This is a genomic window from Mesorhizobium sp. M0954, from assembly GCF_040319155.1.
Classification (GTDB): Bacteria; Pseudomonadota; Alphaproteobacteria; order Rhizobiales; family Rhizobiaceae; genus Mesorhizobium.
The window spans coordinates 1-23132 of the sequence record NZ_JAMYNR010000017.1 but is presented as its reverse complement, the minus strand read 5'-3'; the positions used below and the strand labels follow the sequence as shown (position 1 = coordinate 23132).

Here is a 23132-nt window from a genome sequence, read left to right as displayed (position 1 = left end):
GATCGGCCGGCGCCAGCGGTGCATGCTGCACTGTGCCCAAGTCCGCGGCGATGTGCGCGGCGTCTGCCGATCCTGGTTCTCGTCAACCGTCTGCAGAAGGAACATCCCGCGTGAACGCGCTGTCCGAACAGATCCTTTCCGAATTGCGCCACCTGCTGAGCGAGATGAGGGACGGCGGCAGCGTCGGTCCGTCCGTCTACGACACGGCGCGAGCTCTGCAGTTCCACGGCAACGTCACCGGTCGGCAGGACGCATACGCGTGGCTCATCGCGCAGCAACAGGCCGATGGCGGATGGGGAAGTGCGGACTTCCCGCTGTTCCGCCATGCGCCCACGTGGGCGGCGTTGCTGGCATTGCAGCGTGCCGATCCTCTTCCCGGCGCTGCCGACGCAGTCCAGGCTGCAACCCGGTTCCTCGAGCGCCAGCCCGATCCCTACGCGCATGCGGTGCCGGAAGACGCGCCGCTCGGCGCGGAGCGGATCCAGCCGCAGTTGTGCGGCGAGGCCGCATCCTTGCTGGGCGGGGTGGCGTTTCCGCGCCACCCGGCGCTGTTGCCGTTGCGGCAAGCGTGCCTGGTCAAGCTGGGGGCGGTGGCGACGTTGCCGAGCGGCCATCCGTTGCTGCACTCCTGGGAAGCCTGGGGAACGTCGCCGACCACCGCATGCCCGGATGACGACGGCAGCATCGGCATCAGTCCGGCGGCCACCGCCGCGTGGCGTGCGCACGCCGTGACACAGGGGAGCACGCCGCAGGTCGGGCGCGCCGACGCGTATCTGCAGGCGGCATCGCGGGCGACGCGCAGCGGCATCGAAGGTGTCTTTCCCAACGTCTGGCCGATCAATGTATTCGAGCCATGCTGGTCGCTGTACACCCTGCATCTGGCCGGTCTGTTCGCGCATCCCGCGCTCGCCGAGGCGGTGCAAGTGATCGTCGCGCAGCTCGACGCCCGCCTGGGCGTGCGCGGTCTGGGCCCGGCCTTGCACTTCGCGGCCGATGCGGACGATACCGCCGTTGCGATGTGCGTCCTGCGCCTTGCAGGCCGCGACCCGGCGGTCCATGCGTTGCGCCATTTCGAAATCGGCGAGCTGTTCGTCACCTTCCCCGGCGAGCGGAATGCCTCGGTGTCGACCAACATCCACGCCCTGCATGCGTTGCGAATGTTGGGAAAGCCCGCCGCCGGCACCAGCGCCTACGTCGAGGCCAATCGCAACGCGCACGGTCTATGGGACAACGAAAAATGGCACGTTTCGTGGCTGTATCCCACCGCGCATGCGGTCGCTGCGCTGGCGCAAGGCAAGCCCCAGTGGCGCGACGAGCGCGCGCTGGCGGCGCTGCTGCAGGCGCAGCGCGGCGACGGCGGCTGGGGCGCCGGTCGCGCGTCCACATTCGAAGAAACCGCCTATGCGCTGTTCGCGTTGCACGTGATGGACGGGAGCGAAGAGCCGACAGGGCGCCGGCGCATCGCGCAGGCGGTGGCGCGTGCGCTGGAGTGGATGCTCGCCCGCCATGCGGCGCATGCATGGCCGCAGACGCCGCTGTGGATCGGCAAGGAACTGTATTGCCCCAGCCGGGTGGTGCGCGTGGCCGAACTCGCCGGGTTGTGGCTGGCGCTCCGTTGGGGGCGGCGCGTCCTGGCCGAGGGAGCAGGAGCGGCGCCATGATCCAGACCGAACGCGCGCTGCAGCAGGTGCTGGAGTGGGGGCATTCGCTGACCGGGTTCGCCGACGAGCATGCCGTGGAAGCGGTCAGGGGCGGCCAGTACATCCTGCAGCGCATCCACCCGAGCCTGCGCGACACCAGCGCCCGCACCGGCCGCGATCCGCAGGACGAAACGCTGATCGTGGCGTTCTATCGCGAACTGGCGCTGCTGTTCTGGCTCGACGATTGCAACGACCTTGGCCTGATCGCGCCGGAGCAGCTCGCCGCGGTGGAGCAGGCGCTGGGGCAGGGCGTGCCGTGCGCGCTCCCCGGATTCGAGGGCTGCGCTGTGCTGCGCGCTTCGCTGGCCGCGCTCGCCTACGATCGTCGCGACTATGCTCGGCTACTCGACGATACCCGATGCTACTGCGCGGCGCTGCGCGCCGGACACGCGCAGGCGGCAGGGGCGGAACGCTGGTCCTACGCCGAGTACCTGCACAACGGCATCGATTCGATCGCCTACACGAACGTGTTCTGTTGCCTGTCGTTGCTGTGGGGGCTGGACATGGCGACCTTGCGCGCGCGTCCGGCGTTTCGCCAGGTCCTGCGGCTCATCTCCGCGATAGGGCGCTTGCAGAACGATCTCCATGGACGCGAAAAGGATAGGTCGGCCGGCGAGGGAGACAACGCGGCGATCCTGCTGCTGCAGCGCTATCCGGCTATGCCTGTGGTGGAGTTCCTCAAGGACGAGCTGGCCGGCCATATGCGCATGCTGCACGGGGTGATGGCGCAACAACGCTTTCCCCCGCCGTGGGCACCGTTGATCGAGGCCATGGCGGCCATCCGCGCGCAGTACTACCAGACCTCGACCAGCCGCTACCGCAGCGACGCTGCGGGCGGAGGCCAGCGTGCGCCGGCCTGAACGCGCGGGAAACGGCGGCGTGCGCGCGCTGCCGTCGGTCCGATCCGACGAAACGCCGTCGCCCGATGCGGCGGATGGAGCGAGCATCAGCGACACCAACCTGAGCCGGCGCAAGGACGACCACCTGGACATCGTGCTGGATCGGCGAACAGCGCGGGCCAAGGCCTCCGCCGGCTGGGAGTACATTCGTTTCGAACACTGTGCATTGCCCGAGTTGGACCTGACGCAGATCGACCTGAGCGCCTCGCTGCTTGGCAAGACCATGCGCGCGCCCCTGCTGATCAGCTCCATGACCGGCGGCATGCCACGCGCCGAGGCCATCAACCGGCATCTGGGCGAGGCAGCGCAAGCCTTGGGGATAGCCATGTGCGTCGGTTCGCAGCGCGTGAGCCTGCAATCCCGCAACTCCCAGGGGCTGACGCGCGCGCTGCGCCGCCTGGCGCCAGACATTCCATTGCTTGCCAATATCGGCGCCGCGCAACTGCGCGAGGCTGACGGCCTGGACCTTGCGCGCCGGGCGGTGGATGCGCTGGAGGCCGATGGACTCATTGTCCATCTCAATCCGCTGCAGGAAGCGGTACAGCCGGAGGGCGACCGCGACTGGCGCGGCGTCCTGGCGCAGATCGCTCGCGCCGCGCGCAGCGTGGGCGTGCCGATCGTGGCCAAGGAAGTGGGGTCGGGCCTGTCCGCCTCGGTGGCCTGTGCGCTCGTTCAGGCGGGCGTGGCGGTGATCGATGTCGCCGGCGCCGGCGGCACCAGCTGGGCCGCGGTGGAGGGCGAGCGGGCCCGCGATGCCGCCGACCGTGGAGTGGCGATGGCGTTCGCCGGTTGGGGGATTCCGACCCCAGCCAGCGTGCAGGCGGTACGTAGGGCGCTGCCAGCGGTGAAGCTGATCGCGTCGGGCGGGATCCGCGACGGCGTCGACGTGGCCAAGGCGATCCGCCTGGGCGCGGACATCGCCGGGCAGGCAGCCGGCGTGCTACGCGCGGCTACGGTATCCACCGAGGCGGTTGTCGCGCATTTCGAGATCGTCATCCGCCAGTTGGCCGTCGCCTGCTTCTGCACCGGCTCGGCTGATCTGGCGGCGTTGCGTCAGGCGCGCTTGTTGCCCTCGGCGCATCTGCCCGCTGGTTGACGCCGGCGGCGCCCGCACGTGGCGGCGGGCGCCTAGTCTTACTGAGTGAGAAAGGATGGAAAGCGCTGCCGGGCTGGGCTTCGCCGTCGCCACCACTCTCGCCGAGTCGGCGGTGAACTCAGTCGTCGGGAAACGTATGGTCAAGAAGCAGCAGATGCGCTGGTCACTTCACGGTGCGCATATGCTCGTGCAGCTCCGGGCGGCGGAGATCAAGGGCGAACTTCGCAACCGGCTTCGGGCGCCTTTCCGACAGCCAGAACTGAACGGGCCGCCAATAGCCTACGCGCTTTACCGTCTATCTCAGCTGCGCTGTCGATTATGTCCGCAGCCAGGGCATCGATATTCCCGCCGAGTTGCTCTCCCAGGTCGCACCGGTTCCTTGGGCTCATATCGCACTCACCGGAGCAATGAGATACTTTTGCGTATCATCGCGCATTGGAATAGATCGTATAGGCATCATGATGGCATCTGAATCGGAAATTCTGCGCGAGATCGGTCGGCTTTTCAGGCAGGCGAGGCTGGCCGGTGCCATGACGCAGGAGCAGGTCGCTGATTTGGCGGGTATATCCCGTCCCCGCTATCGCGACATCGAAAAGGGAGCCGCAGCGGCGCGTGCGACGACGCTCATGAATATCGCTCGCGCACTCGGTCTGGAAATGATGATGGTTCCGCAAGTCATGGTGCCGGCTGTCCAGGCTCTATTGCGTCCGAATGATGATGACGATCGACCCGCTTTTGTTCCTCAACCTGACGATGACGATCATGGCTCCAGTTTTTCGCGCACCTAAGACGATCCCGTCGCTGGACGTGCTCTTGAACGCACTGAAGGTCGGCACAATCGTTAGGACGCCGGGCGATTTCAATGCATTCAACTTCGATGAGGCCTACCGCGCGACGGGCGGCTTTCCGGTTTTCAGCCTGTCGTTCCGGGCAGCGACGGGAGGATTGCGGAAAGATCCGAAGCCTCTGGCGGGCGCCTTGCCCGCTTTCTTCGCGAACCTCCTGCCGGAGGAGAAATTGCGCGAGGCGATGGAAAAGCACCACGAAGGCAATGTCCGGCCAGGCAATGATTTCGATCTTTTAGCGGCGCTGGGCGCCGATCTGCCGGGAGCCGTACGGGCGTTGCCCAGTGACGGCGCGATAGCGGTTTCGCAGGATGCTTCAAAAGATAAACCCAAGGCACGGTTCTCACTTGCCGGCGTGCAGATGAAGCTGTCGGTCATGAAGAACACTGGAAAAGGCGGTGGCCTTACCTTGCCGATGGACGACGAGCAGGGCCGGTACATCGCCAAGTTCCCTTCGGCGGCGTTTCCGGGCGTTTCCGAGAACGAATTCGCCAACCTGGCGCTGGCTGCAGCGATCGGCATGGAGGTTCCTGAATGCGAACTGGTCGAGAAGTCCGATTTTGAGGGCGTTCCCGAAGAATTCAACACGCTGTCGGAGGGCAAGGTCCTTCTCGTCAATCGCTTCGATCGCGGCGCCGATGGCGAGAGGATACACATCGAGGATTTCGCTCAGGTCTTCGGTGTCTATTCCTCGCGCAAAAATGAGGGGGCCGCTTATCACGACATAGCCTTGGCCCTTGGCGTAGCCGTCTCGCCTACGGCGGCTCTCGAATTCGTCCGCCGCCTGGTGCTGACGGTCATCACCGGCCATGGCGACATGCACCTGAAGAACTGGTCTTTGATTTATCCCGGCAACGGCGACAAGCCGGTGCTTGCACCAATCTACGACGTTCTGTCGACCGTGCCATATATTCCCGCCGACGCCATGGCGCTTTCGCTTGGAGGGGAGCGCTCGTTCAAGGCGCTAGCAGCACCGCGATGGAAAGCATTCGCGAACCGTGCAAGGCTTCCGGAGCCGGCAGTCCTGAAGGCAGTGGTCGAGACCGTCGAACTCGTCAACGAGCACTGGTGGCATCTGCCTGAGCGCGACGTTGTCGCGGCGAAAGTGATCGAGCGGATCGACGAACATGTGAAGGCGATGACGCCGATACTGAACTCCTGCGCCAATAAGTGAGCCGAGCCTCTTGGATTGATGATATTGCGGATGATCGCCCGCAGCCCCGAATTGATGGCGGTGGCTCGCAGGTATGCCAGCGTGGCGCAAGATTCCGCGCAGTGTCGATGAGGGCACGCGAGACCAAGCACGTCAGCTCGCCGGAACAGGAGAGTTCGCAGCATCCCGCAAAAACGCAAGAGGGTCGAGATGCTGTTCGCCCACCTCAACACAACGATGCGGTTCGAACGAATGCGTGACTGGGGATCGCGATCCGACGCTTTGTGTCGCCATTGTCGGGTCCGCTACACGGCTTGTTCCGACGATCCTTTCTGCGGCTTCAAGCTAAATACCTGAAAAACAACCACAAAATTATTCTTCGATTCGACGAGCCAAATTGGCACGAGTCTTGAGATCCTTGGGTGCGAGGCGGCGACAGCTGCCCGACCGGCATTCATGTCGCGGCAGCCGCGATGAATGGAACGAAGGAAGGAAAGCTACATGTCAGGTTTGCGTCAGATCGCCTTTTACGGCAAGGGCGGCATCGGCAAGTCCACCACCTCCCAAAATACGCTCGCCGCCCTTGTCGACCTCGGGCAGAGAATCCTCATCGTCGGCTGCGACCCCAAAGCCGACTCCACCCGCCTGATCCTGAACGCGAAGGCGCAGGATACAGTCCTGCACCTCGCGGCAGAGGAAGGTTCGGTGGAAGACCTGGAACTCGCGGACGTGCTCAAGGTCGGCTACAAAGGCATCAAATGCGTGGAGTCGGGCGGCCCTGAGCCGGGTGTCGGCTGCGCCGGCCGCGGCGTGATCACCTCGATCAACTTCCTCGAGGAGAACGGTGCCTACGATGATGTCGACTATGTCTCCTACGACGTGCTCGGGGATGTGGTGTGCGGCGGTTTCGCGATGCCGATCCGCGAGAACAAGGCCCAGGAAATCTATATCGTCATGTCCGGCGAGATGATGGCGCTCTATGCCGCCAACAACATCGCCAAGGGCATCCTGAAATACGCCCATTCGGGCGGCGTGCGGCTCGGCGGCCTGATCTGCAACGAGCGCCAAACCGACCGCGAGCTCGACCTCGCCGAAGCGCTGGCTTCCAGGCTCAATTCCAAGCTCATCCACTTCGTGCCCCGCGACAACATCGTCCAGCACGCCGAACTTAGGAAGATGTCTGTCATCCAGTATGCGCCGGACTCCAAGCAGGCCGGGGAATACCGGGCACTGGCCGAGAAGATCCATGCCAATTCGGGCCAGGGCACCATCCCAACCCCGATCACCATGGAGGAGCTCGAGGACATGCTGCTCGACTTCGGCATCATGAAGACTGACGAGCAGATGCTTGCCGAGCTTCAGGTCAAGGAAGCGGCGAAGGCGGCCGCACAGTAACAACCGCTGCCGACACGAGGCGCGGCCTTGACCTGGCGCGCCTTTCAAAGAACGGCGCCTCGTTGGTGAGGCGTCACCCTGAACCTTGAAAGGGGTCCCATGAGCCTGGAATACGAGAATGACGGCGCCCTCCATGCGAAGCTTATCGAGGAGGTGCTGTCGCAATATCCTGACAAGGCGGCGAAGCGCCGCAAAAAGCACCTCAGCGTCGCAAAGAGCGGCGACGAGGCTGGCGAGGAAAGCGAGGGCCTTTCCGAATGCGAGGTCAAATCGAACATCAAGTCCATCCCCGGAGTGATGACGATTCGCGGCTGCGCCTATGCCGGCTCGAAAGGCGTGGTTTGGGGTCCAGTCAAGGATATGGTCCATATCTCGCACGGCCCGGTCGGCTGCGGGCAATATTCCTGGTCGCAACGCCGCAACTATTACGTCGGCACGACCGGCATCGACACGTTCGTCACGATGCAGTTCACCTCCGATTTCCAGGAGAAGGACATTGTTTTCGGCGGCGACAAGAAGCTGGAACGGATCATCGACGAGATCGAGGAACTGTTTCCGCTGAACAAGGGCATGAGCGTGCAATCCGAATGTCCGATCGGCCTGATTGGCGACGACACCGAAGCGGTGTCCCGCAACAAGGCCAAGGAACACGAAAAGACGATCGTCCCGGTGCGCTGCGAGGGCTTCCGCGGCGTCTCGCAATCACTCGGCCACCACATCGCCAACGACGCGATCCGCGACTGGGTGTTCGAGAAGAAGGACGTCGAGTTCGAGGCCGGCCCGTACGATGTCAATGTGATCGGCGACTACAATATCGGCGGCGACGCCTGGGCTTCGCGCATCCTGCTCGAGGAGATGGGCCTGCGCGTGGTCGGCAACTGGTCGGGCGACGCTACGCTGGCCGAAATAGAGCGAGCGCCGAAGGCCAAGCTCAATCTCATCCATTGCTACAGATCGATGAACTACATCTGCCGGCATATGGAGGAAAAATATGACATCGCCTGGATGGAGTACAATTTCTTCGGCCCCTCCCAGACTGAAGCCTCTCTGCGCAAGATAGCCAAGCATTTCGGGCCGGAAATCGAGGCCAAGGCCGAGGCGGTCATCGCCAAATACCGGCCGTTGGTCGATGCCGTCATCGCCAAGTACCGGCCGCGCCTCGAAGGCAGGACGGTGATGCTCTATGTCGGCGGGCTGCGCCCCCGTCACGTCGTCACGGCATATGAGGATCTGGGCATGGTGATCGTCGGCACTGGCTATGAATTTGGCCATAACGACGACTATCAGCGTACCGGCCATTACGTGAAGAAGGGCACGCTGATCTATGACGACGTGACTGGTTACGAGCTGGAGAAGTTCATCGAGGGGATCCGTCCTGATCTCGTTGGCTCCGGCATCAAAGAAAAGTACCCGGTCCAGAAGATGGGCATACCGTTCCGTCAAATGCATTCCTGGGATTATTCCGGCCCGTATCACGGCTACGACGGCTTCGCCATCTTCGCCCGCGACATGGATCTGGCCATCAACAACCCAGTCTGGAACCTCTACGACGCCCCCTGGAAGAAAAAAGCCGAGCCGTCGGCGGCGATCGCAGCCGAATGAAAACCTGGCCTCCCGGAAGCCGGGAGGCCGTTGAACGCCTGTGGCCCTTTGTCCGCGGGAGACCTGAAACGTTTCGACGTCCCTGTGCCGCCGTATGGCGGGCCAGATGGAAAGAGGTAACCACCCATGCCGCAGTCGGCTGAAAAAGTTCTCGACCACGCGCCCCTGTTCCGCGAGCCGGAATACAGGCAGATGCTCGCCGAGAAGAGGCTGAATTTCGAATGTCCGCACCCGGACCAGGTCGTTACCGACCAACGCGAATTCACCAAGACGTGGGAATACCGCGAAAAGAACCTCGCTCGCGAAGCGCTTGTCGTGAACCCCGCCAAGGCCTGCCAGCCGCTGGGCGCGGTGTTCGCGGCCGCGGGTTTCGAGCGAACCATGTCCTTCGTCCACGGCAGCCAGGGCTGCGTGGCCTATTACCGCTCGCACCTGTCGCGCCATTTCAAAGAGCCTGCTTCCGCAGTTTCCTCCTCGATGACCGAGGACGCGGCAGTGTTCGGTGGCCTGAAGAACATGGTTGACGGGCTCGCCAACACGTACCAACTCTACGACCCGAAGATGATCGCCGTCTCGACCACTTGTATGGCGGAGGTCATTGGCGACGACCTGCACAGCTTCATCGAGAACGCCAAGGACCAAGGCTCGGTCCCGCGCGACTTCGACGTGCCCTTCGCCCACACGCCGGCCTTCGTCGGCAGCCATGTCGATGGCTATGACGTAACGGTCAAGGGCATTTTGGAGCATTTCTGGAAAGGCGAGGAGCGAACGGAAGCCGAGGGGACCATCAACGTCATTCCGGGTTTCGACGGCTTCTGTGTTGGCAACAACCGGGAACTCAAGCGCCTGCTCGATCTGATAGGCGTGTCCTATACCTTCATCCAAGACGCCTCTGACCAGTTCGACACGCCGTCCGACGGCGAATACCGCATGTATGACGGCGGCACGAAGATCGAAGACGTGAGGAAGGCACTCAACGCCGAGGCGACGCTGTCGCTACAGCATTACAACACCCGAAAAACACTGGAGTATTGCGAGGGGGTAGGGCAGGCGACTGCCTCGTTCCATTACCCGCTCGGAGTCCAGGCGACCGACGACTTCTTGATGGAGGTCTCCGCGATTTCCGGCAAGCAAATCCCCGAGGCAATCCGCCTGGAGCGCGGCCGACTTGTTGACGCCATGGCGGACAGCCAATCCTGGCTGCACGGCAAGAAATACGCCATCTACGGTGATCCGGACTTTGTCTACGCCATGGCCCGCTTCATCATGGAGACGGGCGGCGAGCCGACCCATTGCCTCGCCACCAACGGCACCTCGGCCTGGGAAGCGGAGTTGAAGGAACTGCTTGCATCCTCGCCCTTCGGCAAGGATGCTCAAGTCTGGGCGGGCAAGGACCTCTGGGCGATGCGCTCGCTGCTCTTCACCGAGCCGGTGGACCTGCTGATCGGCAACTCCTATGGCAAGTATCTGGAGCGCGACACGGGCACGCCGCTGATCCGGCTGGCGTTTCCGATCTTCGACCGCCACCATCACCATCGCTTTGCGCTCATGGGCTACCAAGGCGGGTTGCGCGTCCTGACGACGATCCTCGACAAGATCTTCGACAAGCTCGATCACGAGACAAGCGAGACGGGCGTGACGGACTATTCGTATGACCTCACCCGCTAAGCGTGACGGTCGGCTTTGGCCGGTCGTCTTCCCGAGGGACTTTGGAGACCGACGCAATGTCCTTGCTTAGAGCCAAAATCCAGGATGTCTTCAACGAGCCTGCCTGCGAGAAGAACCGCGGCAAGGATGCCAAGGCGAGCAAAAAGGGCTGTTCGAAGCCACTGACCCCCGGGGCGGCGGCCGGCGGCTGTGCCTTCGATGGCGCCAAGATCGTGCTGCAGCCGATCACCGACGTTGCGCATTTGATCCATGCGCCGCTCGCCTGCGAGGGCAATTCCTGGGACAACCGCGGTGCGGCTTCGTCCGGGCCAACGCTGTGGCGCACAAGCTTCACCACCGACCTCACCGAACTCGACGTTGTGATGGGCCAGGGCGAGCGGAAGCTTTTCAAAGCGATCCGCGAGATCAAGGAAGCGTATGGGCCGCCGGCGATCTTCGTCTATCCGACCTGTGTTACGGCGCTGATCGGCGACGACATCGAGGCCGTCTGTAAGCGCGCGGCGGAAAAGTTCGGCCTGCCGGTGGTGCCGGTCAATGCGCCGGGCTTCGTCGGCTCCAAGAATCTTGGCAACAAGCTTGCCGGCGAGGCGTTGCTCGATCATGTCATCGGCACGGTGGAGCCCGCCGATGCCGGCCCTTACGACATCAATATCCTTGGCGAATTCAACCTCTCGGGCGAATTCTGGCTGGTGAAGCCGCTCCTTGATCGGCTGGGCATCCGGGTGCGCGCCTGCATTCCGGGCGACGCGCGCTACCTCGACATTGCCTCCGCGCACCGCGCCCGGGCGGCTATGATGGTGTGCTCGACCGCGCTCATCAATCTCGCCCGCAAGATGGAGCAGCGCTGGGATATTCCGTTCTTCGAGGGCTCCTTCTACGGCATCACCGACACCTCGGAAGCGCTCCGACAGATCTCTCAGCTGCTCGTGAAGATGGGTGCCGATCCGGAGATCCTCGGCCGCACCGAGGCATTGATTGCAGATGAGGAGGCGATCGCATGGACGAAGCTCGCGGCCTACCGGCCAAGGCTCGAAGGCAAGCGCGTGCTGCTCAATACCGGTGGTGTGAAGTCCTGGTCGGTCGTCCATGCGCTGATGAAGATCGGCATCGAGATCGTCGGCACCTCTGTCAAGAAATCCACAGTCGAAGACAAGGAGCGCATCAAGCACATCCTCAAGGACGACAACCACATGTTTGAGCAGATGGCAGCGCGCGAGCTTTACGCCATGCTCTCAGAACACAAGGCCGATATCATGCTGTCGGGCGGGCGCACGCAATTCATCGCGCTGAAGGCCAAGACACCCTGGCTCGATATCAACCAGGAGCGCCAACACCCTTACGCCGGCTATGACGGCATGGTGGAACTCATACGCCAGATTGATCTCGCCATTCATAACCCAATCTGGTGCCAGGTGCGGGAGCCGGCACCATGGGATTGCCAGCCTGCGGTGAGGGAGGAACTGCCGAGCACGAAAAATGAGACCGCGACCTTACATGCTGTCCAGGAATTCGCCGGCACGACGGCCGACGATTTCGGCGAGTGTTGAGAAAGCCGATGGTCCGCATCCTTCCCCAGACCAAAGCGGCGGCGGTCAATCCGCTGAAGTCATCGCAGCCGCTGGGTGCCGCCTTGGCCTTTCTTGGCGTCGACGGCGCGATGCCGTTGTTCCACGGCAGCCAGGGATGCACCAGCTTCGCGCTCGTGCTCTTCGTGCGGCATTTCAAGGAAGCCATCCCCCTGCAGACAACGGCGATGGACGAGGTGGCGACGATCCTCGGCGGGGCAGACCATCTGGAAGAGGCGATCCTCAACCTCAAGGCCCGCACAAAGCCAACGCTGATCGGGGTCTGCACGACGGCGCTGGTGGAAACCCGGGGCGAAGACTGCGCAGGAGATATCGCCGATATCAGGCTGAAGCGCACGGAAGAACTCGCGGGTACGGAGGTGGTGCTAGCCAACACACCGGATTTCGACGGCGCGATCGAAGAGGGCTGGGCCAAGGCGGTCACCGCGATGATCGAAAGGATTACGCGGCCCGGCGAGCAGGCGCGCCAGTCGAAGAAGATCGTGATCCTGCCTGGCTGGAACTTCACTGTGGCTGATATCGAGCATTTGCGTGAGACAGTTGAAAGCTTTGGACTGAAGCCCGTGATTCTGCCGGACGTCTCCGGCTCGCTCGACGGTACGGTGCCCGACCGCTGGGTCACGACCACCTATGGCGGCACCAGTGTCGAGGATATCCGTGAGCTTGGCACGGCCGAGCAATGCATCGTCATCGGTGAGCATATGCGCCGCCCGGCCGAGCTGCTGCAGAGGTTGACCGGCGTGCCTTACGTGCTGTTCCGATCGCTGACTGGATTGAAGGACGCCGACCGGTTCGTCTCGCTGCTGTCCGCGGTTTCGGGCGCGGCGGCGCCGGCTGGGGTGCGCCGTCGCCGGGCGCAGTTGCAGGATGCGTTGCTCGACGGACATTTCCACTTTGGAGGCAAGAAAATTGCGATCGCTGCTGAACCAGACCAACTCTACCAACTCGCGAGCTTCTTCATCGGAATGGGCTCCGAAATCGCGGCGGCGGTCACCACGACCGACATGTCGAAAATTTTGGAGGAAGTACCGGCGCAGTCGGTTCAAATCGGCGATCTCGGCGATTTGGAAGCTCTTGGCGCCGGCGCTGATCTTCTCGTCACCCATTCCCACGGCCGCCAGGCGGCGCAGCGCCTCGGCATTCCGCTCATGCGGGTCGGCTTCCCGATCTTCGACCGGCTCGGCAACCAGCACAAGCTCACAATCCTCTACCAGGGGACCCGCGACCTGATCTTCGAGGTCGCCAACATTTTTGAAGCCAACCGGCACGCGCCGACGCCTGAGGCGCTTGATCCACTCCGTAAGCGAGAAATGCCAGATGAGCTCCGTTCGTCGCCTCTCGCTCGTCACTGACGAGGTTCACGCACCGACGCCGGAACGCCAAGCTGGCGCATTGCGCGTGGCGATCGCCACGCAGGACATGAAGAACCTCAACGCCCATTTCGGTTCGGCCAGGCGCTTTGCTGTCTACGACGTGATGCGCGAGGAGTGGAAGCTCGTCGAGGCCGTGGCCTTCGATGACGTTTCCGACGAGAGCGGGAAGCATCGAACTGAGGGCGACGACCGCATCACCCCGAAGGTGGAGGCGCTGAAGGGCTGTCATCTCCTGTTTTGTCTGGCGATCGGCGGACCTTCGGCAGCCAAACTTGTTTCGGCAAAAATTCATCCGATCAAAGTGCCGCACCCCCAAACCATCCAAGAGGTGCTGTTGCGCACGCAGATGATGCTCAGGATGTGTCCTCCCCCTTGGCTGCGCAAGGTGCTGGCGCAGGCAGGTGTGGCCGAACACAAACCGTCCTTCGAGGACGAGGACTGAAATGAGGAGCGGGCGAAATGTCTGACGCCCTGGTTAGCCCTGCTGTCGCCGAAGACGAGGCGGCCCTTGCCACCCCGTTCGTCAAATGCCTCGTGCGGCTGGTCCGGGCTCATGATTCCCACGGGTCTTGGGAAGGCAAATCGGACGCCGAGCTACTGGGCGACTTCATCGTCACCAGGGAACAGCGCCGTGCGATCCCGATCATCGGCGATCCCGATCCGGACGTGCTGTGGAGGCTCGAGATGTTTTACACCGCCGTCGGGCTTGCGATCGAGGAGCGCTCCGGCCGGATGGCATCGCCGATGATGGAGATGAGCCATGAGGGCTTTGGGCGCGTGCTTCTCACGGCCGGGCGGTTGGTCGTTCTGTCGAAGACCCTGCGCGACGTCCACCGGTTCGGCTTCGAGACGTTCTGGAAACTCGCCGCGGCCGGTACCAAACTGGCGGGCGATGCGACCGCAGCCATTGAGGCTCATCCCGAGGTGGCGCGGGCGTGATGAAACCGATTTTCGATCAACGGGATCGTGTCAGGCCTTGAGGACATGCGATGGCCAGCCCTCTCAATCGAGGCGGTCGAGGCCGATGTGGTTCTTGGGGTAGCGCTGATGAAGCCACTGGTCCTGATCTGTTCGCAGGATCCGGAGTTCTATCTGGTCCACAGCCACATTCTGGAGGTGGATGGCTTCACGATTCAACTGGCCGGCGGCGTGGAGGAGGCGCTTGCATTGGCCAGTGAACGGGAGCCGAAGGCCGTGGTGCTGGACTGCCAGCCAACAATCGCGACAGGCTCCACAATCTGCGCCCGGCTCAAGGGGGAGCCCCGGACCGGCGGCCTGCCCGTAATTGCGCTGATCGCGCCCGGCGCCGAGAACCAGCACCTCGATCTCTTGAAGGCTGGTATTGACGAGAGCTTTGTGCGGCCCTTCGCGCCGGCCAAGCTGCTTGACTGTCTACGGATGAAGCTGGCGCTGCCAAAGCCGGGTTCGAACGGGATTGAAAACGGCGGCTGGATCTCCTGTGGCGACCTTGAGATAAGGCTCGATGCCCACCGCGTTCGGGGTAATGGCCACGAAGTCCACCTTGGGCCGATCGAGTTCAACCTGCTGCGGCTTTTGCTTGAGACTCCCGGCAAGGTCTTCACCAGAGACGAGCTGATCAGCGCGGCCTGGCCGCCCAATATCCATGTCGGTGTACGCACCGTGGATGTCCATATCAGCCGGCTCAGAAGGGCTCTGAAGGCGGCCTCCCCCTCCAGCGTCATTCGTACCGTCAGGTCGGCCGGCTACTCGCTCGAGTGGCCGGACGGCTGAATAGATAACCGATGTGGTGCCACTCCGCATTTCCGCCGTGCTGAGGGCAAGTCTTGCGGCTTCGAAACGCGCCGGCAGGTACGACATATTCAGAAAGAAGCAGTCAAATGGCTTTCAGAAGCATACTCAGTGGGACGGGAGCTGACCACTCCGATCAGGATGTCAGAACAGCTGCCAGCTTGTGTGCCGAAGTCGGCGCGTATCTTTCCGTACTGGTGATGTCGCCTCCGCCGCTCATTATGTGCCTTCTCCGCTGCTCGGCGATGGCATCCCCGAGTGGCCTGGACAACGCGCACAGGCCATCGCCAGACTGGACAAACGGTTTAGGCAGATCGAAAGATTTTCACAGGACATGGCCAGACTGGAAACAACATCCAGGGAAATTCAGAAACAGCTGAGAGCCACGCCCTTTGCTATGACGTCGATACCCACTACTGCGATCAGGCCAGCGTCGGTGACGCGGTGCAACAGCGGGCGCTCTGCAATGACCTGACAATCGTCGGCCCCGCACTTCTCAACGACATTAATCTCGGACCTCTTGTTATCGACGGCAGCCTGTTCGATACCGGAAAGCCGGTGCTTGTCGTGCCGGAGGGCGCTGAGGCGACTCTGTCGGCACGGCGCGTGCTGGTCGGCTGGGATTCGCGAGTCGAGGCGTCCCATTCAGTTCGGGAAGCGCTGGATCTGCTAGCCGATGCTGAGGAAGTTCGTGTCGCATTAGTCGATCCGGAGGCGACCTGCACCGGAAACGATACCGAGCCGGGAGCCGACTCACTCGGCACGGTGCTCGGGTCTCGGTTGACCTGCTGCCGAGTGCCGGCAAACCGGTGGCCACGGTGCTCGCGCAGCACGCAATCGACACGTCCGCCGACATGATAGTCATGGGCGCTTACGGCAGCCGCCGGCTGCGCGAGCGGCTCTTCGGTGGCGTGACGAGATGGATAGTTGGGAAGCCGCCATTGCCGCTGTTTTTGGTCGCTGACGGGTTCCGAAGCAGCACCGACGCTGTTCGAAGCTCTACTCACTGGGTCACCCTGCCAAGTCGGAGAAAGATCGTGGCAAACGTGCAAGCTTCGCGAAGCTCGAATCTGCAAGCGCCGTCGCCGAGACATCCCGGACGTCTCTAAGGCGCGCTCGGGGGTTCTCCTCGCCCGAGATGATCCGTAACGCGGAGCCCAAAGACCGCGCAGAGGTACAGGCGCTCCTCAATGCACTCAAAACCACCGCTTCACGTCGGCGTCAGGTCGAGAAAGAGAGTCGTTTCAGCGCGGCAGGCCGCGTTCGGACCGTAGCCGCATCGTATTCGCGTTATCACGATTTCCCTCACCACTGGCCGGGAGCTGACCACCGCAACGGCCGTGCAGTGGCCAAGGCACCGACCTTCGAGTCGGGACGGTCGGGCTCTTGCCGGCGTCGGCGCGAACGATGGCATCAATCGCCTTGTCATCTCTGGGATGGTAGCCCGGGTTAGTGGCGGACAGCCGCATCTCCAGCGTTTCCCGTTGGTCCGGCCCAACCTGCGTGGCGACCGAGCGGTCTTTGGGTTTGCATTCCGCCAACGCTCACGTCGCGCCGCGAGGTCCCGTTGCACCTGAGCACCGGGAACACAGAAGTAAACACAAAGCAGGGATCCCGCAGAGTTCACCGGCCGGGATATGCCGGCACTCGTCTGGCCCTCTTCGCCACGATCGTCATCGTCAATCTGGTGATGACGGTACTCGCGACCCGCAGCTGGACCGGGCCTCGTGAAGAACTCCTGCGTCGCGAGCCAGGAAATCAATGGCAAAGCGGAAGGGTAGGGCAGAGGCGATGCTCGGATGGAGCGGCCCTGCAATCGCAATGGCGTTCTGCTACCACCTGAGCGACCGAGATGGCAAGAAGCTCAAGCAAGGCTTGAGGCCGACGATGATGACGAGCCTGGCGGTAGCCAACGCAGTCACGATGTCCATCTGCTCGTCCATCAGCCCGAATATATGTCGAGTCGTCCGTGGCCACGCTTCTCTGGCGACGCGAAGCGCGTGATGCGTGTCCAAGATCTGACAGTGGCAGAAAACATGTCGCGTCCAATACAACCGGCTATCTTGGGCACCCGGACGGTTTTCAAAGTGGAATCAAGCATTTACTGCGCGCTTAGCGCGTTGGCACGGCCTTTGCGAATTGAGAGTCAGCAACACTGAGTGAAGGCTGACTGCACGCAGATTCGCAAGACGAGCGATGCTCTCCCTTCCTTGAACCCTCGTGCCCCGTCTCAAAGGGGAACAAGCTCGCGCATAAGGTCACCCAACCTTTGGCAACAGCTTTGGAGAGCAACATGGTAGTGCAGCTGGGGTCACCGGCTCCTTCGATCAAAGTGGAGGACTGGCTGCGTGGCGAGCCCCTTGCGAACTTCCAGCCCGGCAAAGTCTATATCGTCGAATTTTGGGCAACTTGGTGCGAACTATGCATGGCGGAGATGCTCGATCTGATGCGGCTCCAGGAAAAATACAGGGACAGCGGACTTGAGGTCGTCGGCGTCGCGGCTAATGAAGACGCTCCAACGGCCGTTGAGGCTCGCACCAAGTTGGACGCGTGGTTGACCGAAAAGTGCTCGCATCTGAGCTATCGGATCGCGTTCGACCACACAGGTGAAATGAACAAGCTTTGGATGAAACCCAGCTTTTCCGCCGGGATTCCGACTTCGTTCGTGGTCGACCGAGACGGCCACATCGCCTTTATCGGTCATCCCAGCCAACTCTATGAGATTTTGCCGAAAGTGCTCAACGGCAGCTGGGGCACCAGCGATAAAGCGAAAGCCGCCGATACGGAGCGGATCGCCAGAAGCGAGTCCATGGCGCGTGAACAAGCGTTGAAGAAGCCGATCGATGACAGATTCTGGGGGGCGGTGAAGTTAGAAGATTGGAAGACGGCGCTCTGGGCGATCGAAGAGGGCATCGCCTTGATGCCGGACGACATCAATTTCCGCTTGGCTCATGCGCATCTGTTGCTTCACAAAATTCAAGACATGTGGACCGGCTTGCCCGTGATGCGCCAATTGGTTCGCGAAGCGATCGACAAAAACTCCGAGGACTGGATGGTGTCGGCGCTAGACCAACTTTTCCATCCGGTCAATGACCATTCGCGCCTTCCCCCTGCTGAGCGCTTCGCGATGGGCAAGGAGCTGTCCGAACACATCCTGGCGCTGAATCCCCCGCAAGGCGACAGCCCTAAGTTCCGGTCCTATCCCGCAGTCGCCCGGTACTATCACGAGAACGGCAACAATGATCGCGCGATCGAGTTGGTCGAACTGGCACTGACGTCGCTGGACAGGCCGGAGCCTATCCCGGCCGAATTGAAAGAGCAGCATTTGCCGGATTTGCTGCAGGCCCTCGCCAAGTACAGGGGTGGGAAGGTTTGTTACGGCGCTCTCTGGGCGGCTCCACAAAACAATCTCACGAAGGTGCCAAAGCGCGGTCGGCCGAGGACAAAAAATAGAAAGGGGTGATTGGTCGAAATGGCTCACTGGGCAATTCGTCCATTTCCCTGGCGTGACCGCAGCAGGAGGGTCAATGCAGCACTTGGTCGATCGTCTGCAGCAGGATCGAGGCTCGAAACTTCATGGCCTCCGGCCCCATTGCGGCGGAAGGGATGTTCGACGCGAATTCACGTTGCAGACTTCGCAGTCAAGGACGTGTTCAAGGTCGGCCAGAGGGACATCAATTGCGTGGCTTCAGCCGCGCCGAGCCGGGCGTCGGCTGCGCAAGTGTGCCCGAGGGAGGCGTCCCCGAAAAAAGAAACCGTCCTTCGAGAAAGTGGACTGAAATGAGGAGTAGGCGAAGTGTCTCACGCCTCGGTTGGCCTCGGTGTCAACGTGGACGAGGCGGCCCTTGCCACCCGTTCGTCAAATGCCTCGTGCGCCTGATCCGTGCTCAGGGTCTCTACGGGCATGGGAAGGCATATGGGACGCACGCTGCTGGCTGACTTCACCGTCACCAGAAAACAGCGCCGTGCGATGCCTGTCATCGGAGATCCCGATCCGGACGTGCTGTGGAGGCTCGACAGTTTACAGCGCCGTGGGGCTTGCGACCGAGGAGGGCCCCGACCTGATGACCCGCCGATCATGGAGATGAAACCCATGGGGCTTCGGACGATTCCTTTCCACGGCCGGGCAGTTGGTCGTTCTGGCAAGACGTTCATTCGGTCGGCTTCGAGATGCTCCGGAAACTGGCTGAGGCCGGTGCGAAACTAATCGACGATGCGACCGCAGCCACTGAAGCCGGTCCCGGTGTGGCGCCGGCGTGATGAAACCGATTTCGAGGAAGGGTTTATGTCAAAGCTAGATGAAATGGGGAAGAAAGTCCGAAAGCTTCAGCTGCGCGCAGCAGTCGCCAAGATGAAATTGCGCGACCTTGCAGAGGATCTCCCGGGAAAATGGACGGAGATAGAGGACGTTGCCAAGGAAACGTCCGCCGTTTTTGCCGAGTTGGATGGTGCCAAGAGAGAGCTCGCTGCAATGAAGAAGTTACGATGAGGAGCACATTCACCACCCGCAACGGCTCCATATGGATGCCGGAATATCTGACCGCAATAGATGGCAAGACCTGCATCGGCTGCGGACGCTGTTTCAAAGTCTGCTCGCGCGAGGTCATGCATCTTTACGGCGTCGATGACGCGGGTGAAATTCTGGGCGTCTGCGACGACGAGGATGACGATTTCGATGGCGAGCTCAATCGCATGATCATGGTCGTCGATCATGCCGGCCGCTGCATTGGCTGCGGAGCCTGCGCCCGCGTCTGCCCGAAGAACTGCCAGACCCATGTTGCGGCCGACCAGGTCGCAGCATGATCTGAGGAGACAAAAACCAGGAGAACGGCGTTGCCCTTAAAAATCTTTTGTCGCGTCCTGGGGCTGTTCCTCTGCAGCAATGCTCTGATTGTCTGCTTCGCTTCTCATTCCATCCGCACAGTAATCGTCACGACGCTGGCTTGTTCGTTGCTCCTTCAGTTGGCCTATTTCGTAAGCGTGCTCTTTCTGATCTGGCGGTCTGGCTGCGATAGCCGAGCTGGCCAAAGGGCTGAGCATTTCGGTCGTTGCAAGGAAGTTGGATACCAGGGGCCAGACTATGATGAGGTGAGGAATGAATCTTCAGAAGTGCCTCAGCTCGTTCCAATGGGCGGCATACCGCTGCTCCGTTGAGCCGCGTTGACAAGATCAGAGCTGACGTGCTCCCCGTTTTGTCCGCGTTGTGCAGAAGCACGGACTGGAGGTGCTGCGCTAGGCGTTTTGCCGCTCCGTGCGATAACGCAAGCTTATCGGACATAAAACGACGTCGACAGGGCGCGGCGGTTTTCCGCTTTTTGTTGCCATAAGCGCCGCTATCTTTCATCTTGGCCGGAATGATTCCTCACCCCAACCGTCCCCGCGCCACCCAGTCCAGCCGCTCGGCGCCGCGCGTGCCCGCACATGGCGACGGTGCCGGCCTGGCTGCGCCGGGCCGTCGAGACGGCGCAAACCGTTGAGGGATGCTGCGCTTGCCGCCGGCGCGGCGCTGACCGCGCTCGATGCGGTTGTGCGCCGGGACGAAAAATGGCGGGCGCCTCGCGCCAGCGCCTGGCGCTAGCGCCGGCGGCGACGGCGCGGCAGGCCGGTCGCACTGAAGACGAGGCCGCGCTGCGCGACGCGCTGGTGATCACCCGTCGTGGCGACGACGTCGGACCCGCCGGCCGTATGCTGCTGGCCTGGCGCAAGCTGGCGGCGCCCGGTCGCGACTTTGGTCGGCGAAACGGCGCTGGGCGAGGTCGGCGCGGATCTGGGGAGCTTGATCGACAATAAGGCGGTAGGACGTCTCGGCGCTGAGATCGAGCGGATTGCCACCGCGCACGGGAATGCGCTCGGCGCGGCCGCCGATGCGATCGCGATGCTCGAGCGCCAGCGTCTGCGCGCCGCGCGTGAGATTGGGCCGTGGCTGGCCGGCGTCATTGTCGCCGGTCGGCTTGGGTGGCCGCGCGCGGTTTTGCTCGGCGCCTACCCGACGCCACCGGCAAGCGGTGGTCGATCGTCGCCAAAGGACCAACGGCAGGCGCTGCCAGCATCCCGGCAGCGCATTTTTGCCGCCTATGCGCGGCCGCCGCGCCGACCATCTGCTGGCAGTGGCGCCAAAGCTGCGCGCGAAAGGGTCGGATGCCGTCATCGAAAAGCTGCTTTCCGACGATGCGGTCGTCGCCTCGCAAGAGATTGCCGGCATGAGCGATCGCGGGTTGCGCAGGCTGTTCGACCGGTTGCTCGAGTTCGGGGTGGTGCGTGAATTGTCCGGCCGGCCGACCTTCCGCGTCCACGGATTGTGATCGATGGTGGAACCGACACGACGCACACGAGAAAAAGAGATGTCCAGCGAATGCTGGTCGACCGCGAGCTCGATCATCTGCCGGCGGAGGTTCGCTGGCGCGAATGGATGCATCGCGTCGAGGCGACCATATTTGCCGCCAGCGAACCCGTCTCGCGTGAGGTTCTCGCGCGCATCGTCGGCAAGAACTGCAATCTCGATCTGATCATCGATGACATCCGCGAGGAACTGCGTGGCCGCCCCTATGACCTGGTCGCGGTCGCTGGCGGTTCTCGGCATCTGACACGGCCGGCCGACGGCGATGCCATTCGCGCGGCGTTAGGCACGAACGAGCAGGGGCAAAAGGACCTTTCGCAATCGGAAGCGCTGGTGGTGATGTGCATCGCTTATTTCCAGCCGATGACCCGTACCGAGCTCTCGGCCTTCTTCGGCAGGGAGATTTCTCGCGACCTGATCGGCCATCTGCGTGGCTGCGCCCTGATCGCCTCCGGCCCCCGCAGCCCGACACCCGGCGCTCCCTACACCTACACTACGACCAAAGAGTTCCTGCTGGAGTTCGGGCTCGACACGCTGCGCGATCTTGCCGACTTCGAGGCGCTCGAGGATGCAGGCCTGCTCTCCAAAGAAAAGCTGCTTGCGGGCGACATCATGCCGAGTTTTCCAATGACGGGGAAGAGGATGCAGGCGTCGCGGGTGATGAATAGCAGCTGCTGGCGTTCGCGGGCGGCCGCCCAAACGATAGGAGAACGCGCGGTTTGGCTGATCTTGCTCCGATTGGGCTGCCTGATGTGGCGCACCTTCGGATAGGCACATGACACCTTTGTGATCGCCCCAGCGGGCCTTTGATCTTGCCAAGTTTGCTAACCTGACAGTTGTTTGGCAGGATTCCGCTATTTTTTGGCGCAATTCTGACTGTCCGTGACTACGAAAGGAAACGAACCTGTCCCGAGGTATTGAACGTGTCGAGGGTCGGGCGGAATGGCGCAGGAGAAATATCGGATCGGGGTGGACGTTGGCGGAACTTTCACCGATCTGTCGCTGGCCAATGAACTCACGGGTGAACTGCACCACTTCAAGACGCCTCGACGCCTGACGATCCGTCGGAGGCGATCGAAAATGGATTGAAAAAGGTCATCGATAGCGGGTTCAATCCAGCGGCTATCGCTCATTTTGGTCACGCACCACTGTCGCCACTAACATGATCATTGAGCGGAAAGGTACGTTGACCGGCCTGGTCCCCATGAAGGGGATTCCGGGACGTCTTGGAGATCGCGCGGCAGCAGCGTCCGCACCTCTATGACTATTCCATTCACCGTCCAGCGCCCCTGGTCGAGCGCTGGTTACGCCTTGAGATTGCCGAAAGGTACACTGCGGACGGCGATGTAACTCATACCGCTGGATGAAGCCGCTGTGAGAGCCGCGGCGGCCCAGTTGCGTTCCGCGGGAGTTGCTGCCGTCGCAGTCTGCTTTGTCCACGCCTATCGATACGACGCCCACGAAAAACGCGCTGGCGAGATTCTTCGCCAGGAACTTCCCGGCATGCGATTTCCGGCGATGTCACGTTGTCTGCACATAAACGCGTTGAGAGCTGCGGCCGCTGATGTCAGCTGACCACGGCCACGGCTTTCCATTCCGCCATGGCCTGCAGGCGGTGAGTATGTGTAGCGAGAGCTGAGCGTTTGAGGGGGGCGGGACGAAGAGATTGCGCAGAGCCGAGAAGATCGAAACGAAGCGTTGCAGTGCT

General features: G+C 62.2%; 23 protein-coding genes and 3 pseudogenes. 25 read left to right on the top strand and 1 reads right to left on the bottom strand.

Annotated features, from left to right (window positions below):
• Window positions 1–110 precede the first annotated feature (110 nt).
• The 25 genes and pseudogenes from NKH93_RS22280 to NKH93_RS22165 all read left to right on the top strand — a co-directional run bounded on the left by NKH93_RS22280 (window position 111) and on the right by NKH93_RS22165 (window position 22999).
• On the top strand, window positions 111–1661 hold the full coding sequence (locus NKH93_RS22280) for a hypothetical protein (RefSeq protein WP_352972095.1): 1551 nt from the start codon (window positions 111–113) through the stop codon (window positions 1659–1661).
• A complete protein-coding gene (locus NKH93_RS22275) occupies window positions 1658–2560 on the top strand; it encodes a terpene synthase family protein (RefSeq protein WP_352752915.1) in 903 nt (300 codons plus the stop codon). Before NKH93_RS22280 ends, NKH93_RS22275 begins: the two co-directional genes overlap by 4 nt.
• A gap of 28 nt (window positions 2561–2588) precedes the next feature.
• Window positions 2589–3695: a type 2 isopentenyl-diphosphate Delta-isomerase gene (fni, locus tag NKH93_RS22270; RefSeq protein WP_502896477.1), complete on the top strand. Its 1107-nt coding sequence runs from the start codon at window positions 2589–2591 to the stop codon at window positions 3693–3695.
• 76 nt (window positions 3696–3771) lie between these two features.
• Window positions 3772–3930 (top strand): annotated as a pseudogene (locus NKH93_RS34335) (ISKra4-like element ISMet1 family transposase); the annotation flags it as partial.
• Between the two features lie 226 nt (window positions 3931–4156).
• Entirely contained in the window at window positions 4157–4483 is a 327-nt protein-coding gene (locus NKH93_RS22265; RefSeq protein WP_352972092.1) for a helix-turn-helix domain-containing protein, read from the top strand.
• Complete coding sequence (locus tag NKH93_RS22260; protein WP_352972155.1) at window positions 4458–5714, top strand: type II toxin-antitoxin system HipA family toxin; 1257 nt, start codon at window positions 4458–4460, stop codon at window positions 5712–5714. The genes NKH93_RS22265 and NKH93_RS22260 overlap by 26 nt, the downstream gene beginning before the upstream one ends.
• A 480-nt stretch (window positions 5715–6194) precedes the next feature.
• Window positions 6195–7088, top strand: a complete 894-nt coding sequence (gene nifH / locus NKH93_RS22255) for a nitrogenase iron protein (protein WP_023801970.1) — start codon at window positions 6195–6197, stop codon at window positions 7086–7088.
• 99 nt (window positions 7089–7187) lie between these two features.
• A complete protein-coding gene (gene nifD / locus NKH93_RS22250; RefSeq protein ID WP_352972090.1) occupies window positions 7188–8690 on the top strand; it encodes a nitrogenase molybdenum-iron protein alpha chain in 1503 nt (500 codons plus the stop codon).
• Window positions 8691–8816: 126 nt separating this feature from the next.
• The gene (nifK, locus tag NKH93_RS22245; protein ID WP_352752913.1) at window positions 8817–10358 is read left to right on the top strand and encodes a nitrogenase molybdenum-iron protein subunit beta; all 1542 of its coding nucleotides are present in this window, start codon (window positions 8817–8819) and stop codon (window positions 10356–10358) included.
• A 56-nt stretch (window positions 10359–10414) separates the two neighbouring features.
• On the top strand, window positions 10415–11905 hold the full coding sequence (gene nifE / locus NKH93_RS22240; protein ID WP_352752911.1) for a nitrogenase iron-molybdenum cofactor biosynthesis protein NifE: 1491 nt from the start codon (window positions 10415–10417) through the stop codon (window positions 11903–11905).
• An 8-nt stretch (window positions 11906–11913) separates the two neighbouring features.
• Window positions 11914–13296, top strand: a complete 1383-nt coding sequence (gene nifN, locus NKH93_RS22235; protein WP_352752909.1) for a nitrogenase iron-molybdenum cofactor biosynthesis protein NifN — start codon at window positions 11914–11916, stop codon at window positions 13294–13296.
• A complete protein-coding gene (gene nifX, locus NKH93_RS22230) occupies window positions 13262–13759 on the top strand; it encodes a nitrogen fixation protein NifX (RefSeq protein ID WP_352972086.1) in 498 nt (165 codons plus the stop codon). The genes nifN and nifX overlap by 35 nt, the downstream gene beginning before the upstream one ends.
• Before the next feature lie 17 nt (window positions 13760–13776).
• Entirely contained in the window at window positions 13777–14256 is a 480-nt protein-coding gene (locus NKH93_RS22225; protein WP_352972084.1) for a NifX-associated nitrogen fixation protein, read from the top strand.
• A 108-nt stretch (window positions 14257–14364) separates the two neighbouring features.
• Window positions 14365–15069 (top strand): response regulator transcription factor, encoded by a 705-nt coding sequence (locus NKH93_RS22220; protein WP_352823563.1) that lies wholly within the window; start codon window positions 14365–14367, stop codon window positions 15067–15069.
• An 827-nt stretch (window positions 15070–15896) separates the two neighbouring features.
• Window positions 15897–16196 carry a universal stress protein gene (locus NKH93_RS22215; protein WP_352972082.1) on the top strand — a complete coding sequence of 100 codons (300 nt, stop codon included), beginning with the start codon at window positions 15897–15899 and terminating at the stop codon, window positions 16194–16196.
• Between the two features lie 1184 nt (window positions 16197–17380).
• On the top strand, window positions 17381–18550 hold the full coding sequence (locus NKH93_RS22210; protein ID WP_352972080.1) for a TlpA disulfide reductase family protein: 1170 nt from the start codon (window positions 17381–17383) through the stop codon (window positions 18548–18550).
• A gap of 822 nt (window positions 18551–19372) precedes the next feature.
• A complete protein-coding gene (locus NKH93_RS22205; RefSeq protein WP_352571114.1) occupies window positions 19373–19576 on the top strand; it encodes a CCE_0567 family metalloprotein in 204 nt (67 codons plus the stop codon).
• Window positions 19573–19890: a ferredoxin III, nif-specific gene (gene fdxB, locus NKH93_RS22200; protein ID WP_352972078.1), complete on the top strand. Its 318-nt coding sequence runs from the start codon at window positions 19573–19575 to the stop codon at window positions 19888–19890. The genes NKH93_RS22205 and fdxB overlap by 4 nt, the downstream gene beginning before the upstream one ends.
• A 30-nt stretch (window positions 19891–19920) precedes the next feature.
• A complete protein-coding gene (locus tag NKH93_RS22195) occupies window positions 19921–20241 on the top strand; it encodes an exopolysaccharide production repressor protein (protein WP_352972076.1) in 321 nt (106 codons plus the stop codon).
• A 267-nt stretch (window positions 20242–20508) separates the two neighbouring features.
• Entirely contained in the window at window positions 20509–20877 is a 369-nt protein-coding gene (locus NKH93_RS22190; RefSeq protein WP_352972073.1) for a DUF1403 family protein, read from the top strand.
• Window positions 20878–21161: 284 nt separating this feature from the next.
• Window positions 21162–21389, top strand: coding sequence for a DUF1403 family protein (locus NKH93_RS22185; RefSeq protein WP_352972153.1), 228 nt, complete (start codon window positions 21162–21164; stop codon window positions 21387–21389).
• Between the two features lie 50 nt (window positions 21390–21439).
• Window positions 21440–22092 (top strand): annotated as a pseudogene (gene scpB, locus NKH93_RS22180) (SMC-Scp complex subunit ScpB).
• A 274-nt stretch (window positions 22093–22366) separates the two neighbouring features.
• Entirely contained in the window at window positions 22367–22513 is a 147-nt protein-coding gene (locus NKH93_RS22175) for a hypothetical protein (RefSeq protein ID WP_352972071.1), read from the top strand.
• Window positions 22514–22650: 137 nt separating this feature from the next.
• Complete coding sequence (locus NKH93_RS22170) at window positions 22651–22791, top strand: hypothetical protein (RefSeq protein WP_352972068.1); 141 nt, start codon at window positions 22651–22653, stop codon at window positions 22789–22791.
• Window positions 22778–22999, top strand: a complete 222-nt coding sequence (locus NKH93_RS22165) for a hydantoinase/oxoprolinase N-terminal domain-containing protein (RefSeq protein WP_352972150.1) — start codon at window positions 22778–22780, stop codon at window positions 22997–22999. The genes NKH93_RS22170 and NKH93_RS22165 overlap by 14 nt, the downstream gene beginning before the upstream one ends.
• On the opposite strand, the pseudogene NKH93_RS22160 reads toward NKH93_RS22165, so the two are convergent.
• Window positions 22992–23132: pseudogene (locus NKH93_RS22160) on the bottom strand (IS6 family transposase); the annotation flags it as partial. The gene NKH93_RS22165 and the pseudogene NKH93_RS22160 sit on opposite strands and share 8 nt — an antisense overlap.

Excerpts from the sequence above, each read along its gene's own strand:
- NKH93_RS22275 (WP_352752915.1), top strand. The coding sequence starts at position 1,658 with ATGATCCAGACCGAACGCGCGCTGCAGCAGGTGCTGGAGTGGGGGCAT.
- NKH93_RS22265 (WP_352972092.1), top strand. The coding sequence starts at position 4,157 with ATGGCATCTGAATCGGAAATTCTGCGCGAGATCGGTCGGCTTTTCAGG.
- NKH93_RS22260 (WP_352972155.1), top strand. The coding sequence starts at position 4,458 with ATGGCTCCAGTTTTTCGCGCACCTAAGACGATCCCGTCGCTGGACGTG.
- nifH (WP_023801970.1), top strand. The coding sequence starts at position 6,195 with ATGTCAGGTTTGCGTCAGATCGCCTTTTACGGCAAGGGCGGCATCGGC.
- nifD (WP_352972090.1), top strand. The coding sequence starts at position 7,188 with ATGAGCCTGGAATACGAGAATGACGGCGCCCTCCATGCGAAGCTTATC.
- nifK (WP_352752913.1), top strand. The coding sequence starts at position 8,817 with ATGCCGCAGTCGGCTGAAAAAGTTCTCGACCACGCGCCCCTGTTCCGC.
- nifE (WP_352752911.1), top strand. The coding sequence starts at position 10,415 with ATGTCCTTGCTTAGAGCCAAAATCCAGGATGTCTTCAACGAGCCTGCC.
- nifN (WP_352752909.1), top strand. The coding sequence starts at position 11,914 with ATGGTCCGCATCCTTCCCCAGACCAAAGCGGCGGCGGTCAATCCGCTG.
- nifX (WP_352972086.1), top strand. The coding sequence starts at position 13,262 with ATGAGCTCCGTTCGTCGCCTCTCGCTCGTCACTGACGAGGTTCACGCA.
- NKH93_RS22225 (WP_352972084.1), top strand. The coding sequence starts at position 13,777 with ATGTCTGACGCCCTGGTTAGCCCTGCTGTCGCCGAAGACGAGGCGGCC.
- NKH93_RS22220 (WP_352823563.1), top strand. The coding sequence starts at position 14,365 with ATGAAGCCACTGGTCCTGATCTGTTCGCAGGATCCGGAGTTCTATCTG.
- NKH93_RS22210 (WP_352972080.1), top strand. The coding sequence starts at position 17,381 with ATGGTAGTGCAGCTGGGGTCACCGGCTCCTTCGATCAAAGTGGAGGAC.
- NKH93_RS22205 (WP_352571114.1), top strand. The coding sequence starts at position 19,373 with ATGTCAAAGCTAGATGAAATGGGGAAGAAAGTCCGAAAGCTTCAGCTG.
- fdxB (WP_352972078.1), top strand. The coding sequence starts at position 19,573 with ATGAGGAGCACATTCACCACCCGCAACGGCTCCATATGGATGCCGGAA.
- NKH93_RS22190 (WP_352972073.1), top strand. The coding sequence starts at position 20,509 with ATGGCGACGGTGCCGGCCTGGCTGCGCCGGGCCGTCGAGACGGCGCAA.
- NKH93_RS22185 (WP_352972153.1), top strand. The coding sequence starts at position 21,162 with ATGCGCGGCCGCCGCGCCGACCATCTGCTGGCAGTGGCGCCAAAGCTG.
- NKH93_RS22175 (WP_352972071.1), top strand. The coding sequence starts at position 22,367 with ATGGCGCAGGAGAAATATCGGATCGGGGTGGACGTTGGCGGAACTTTC.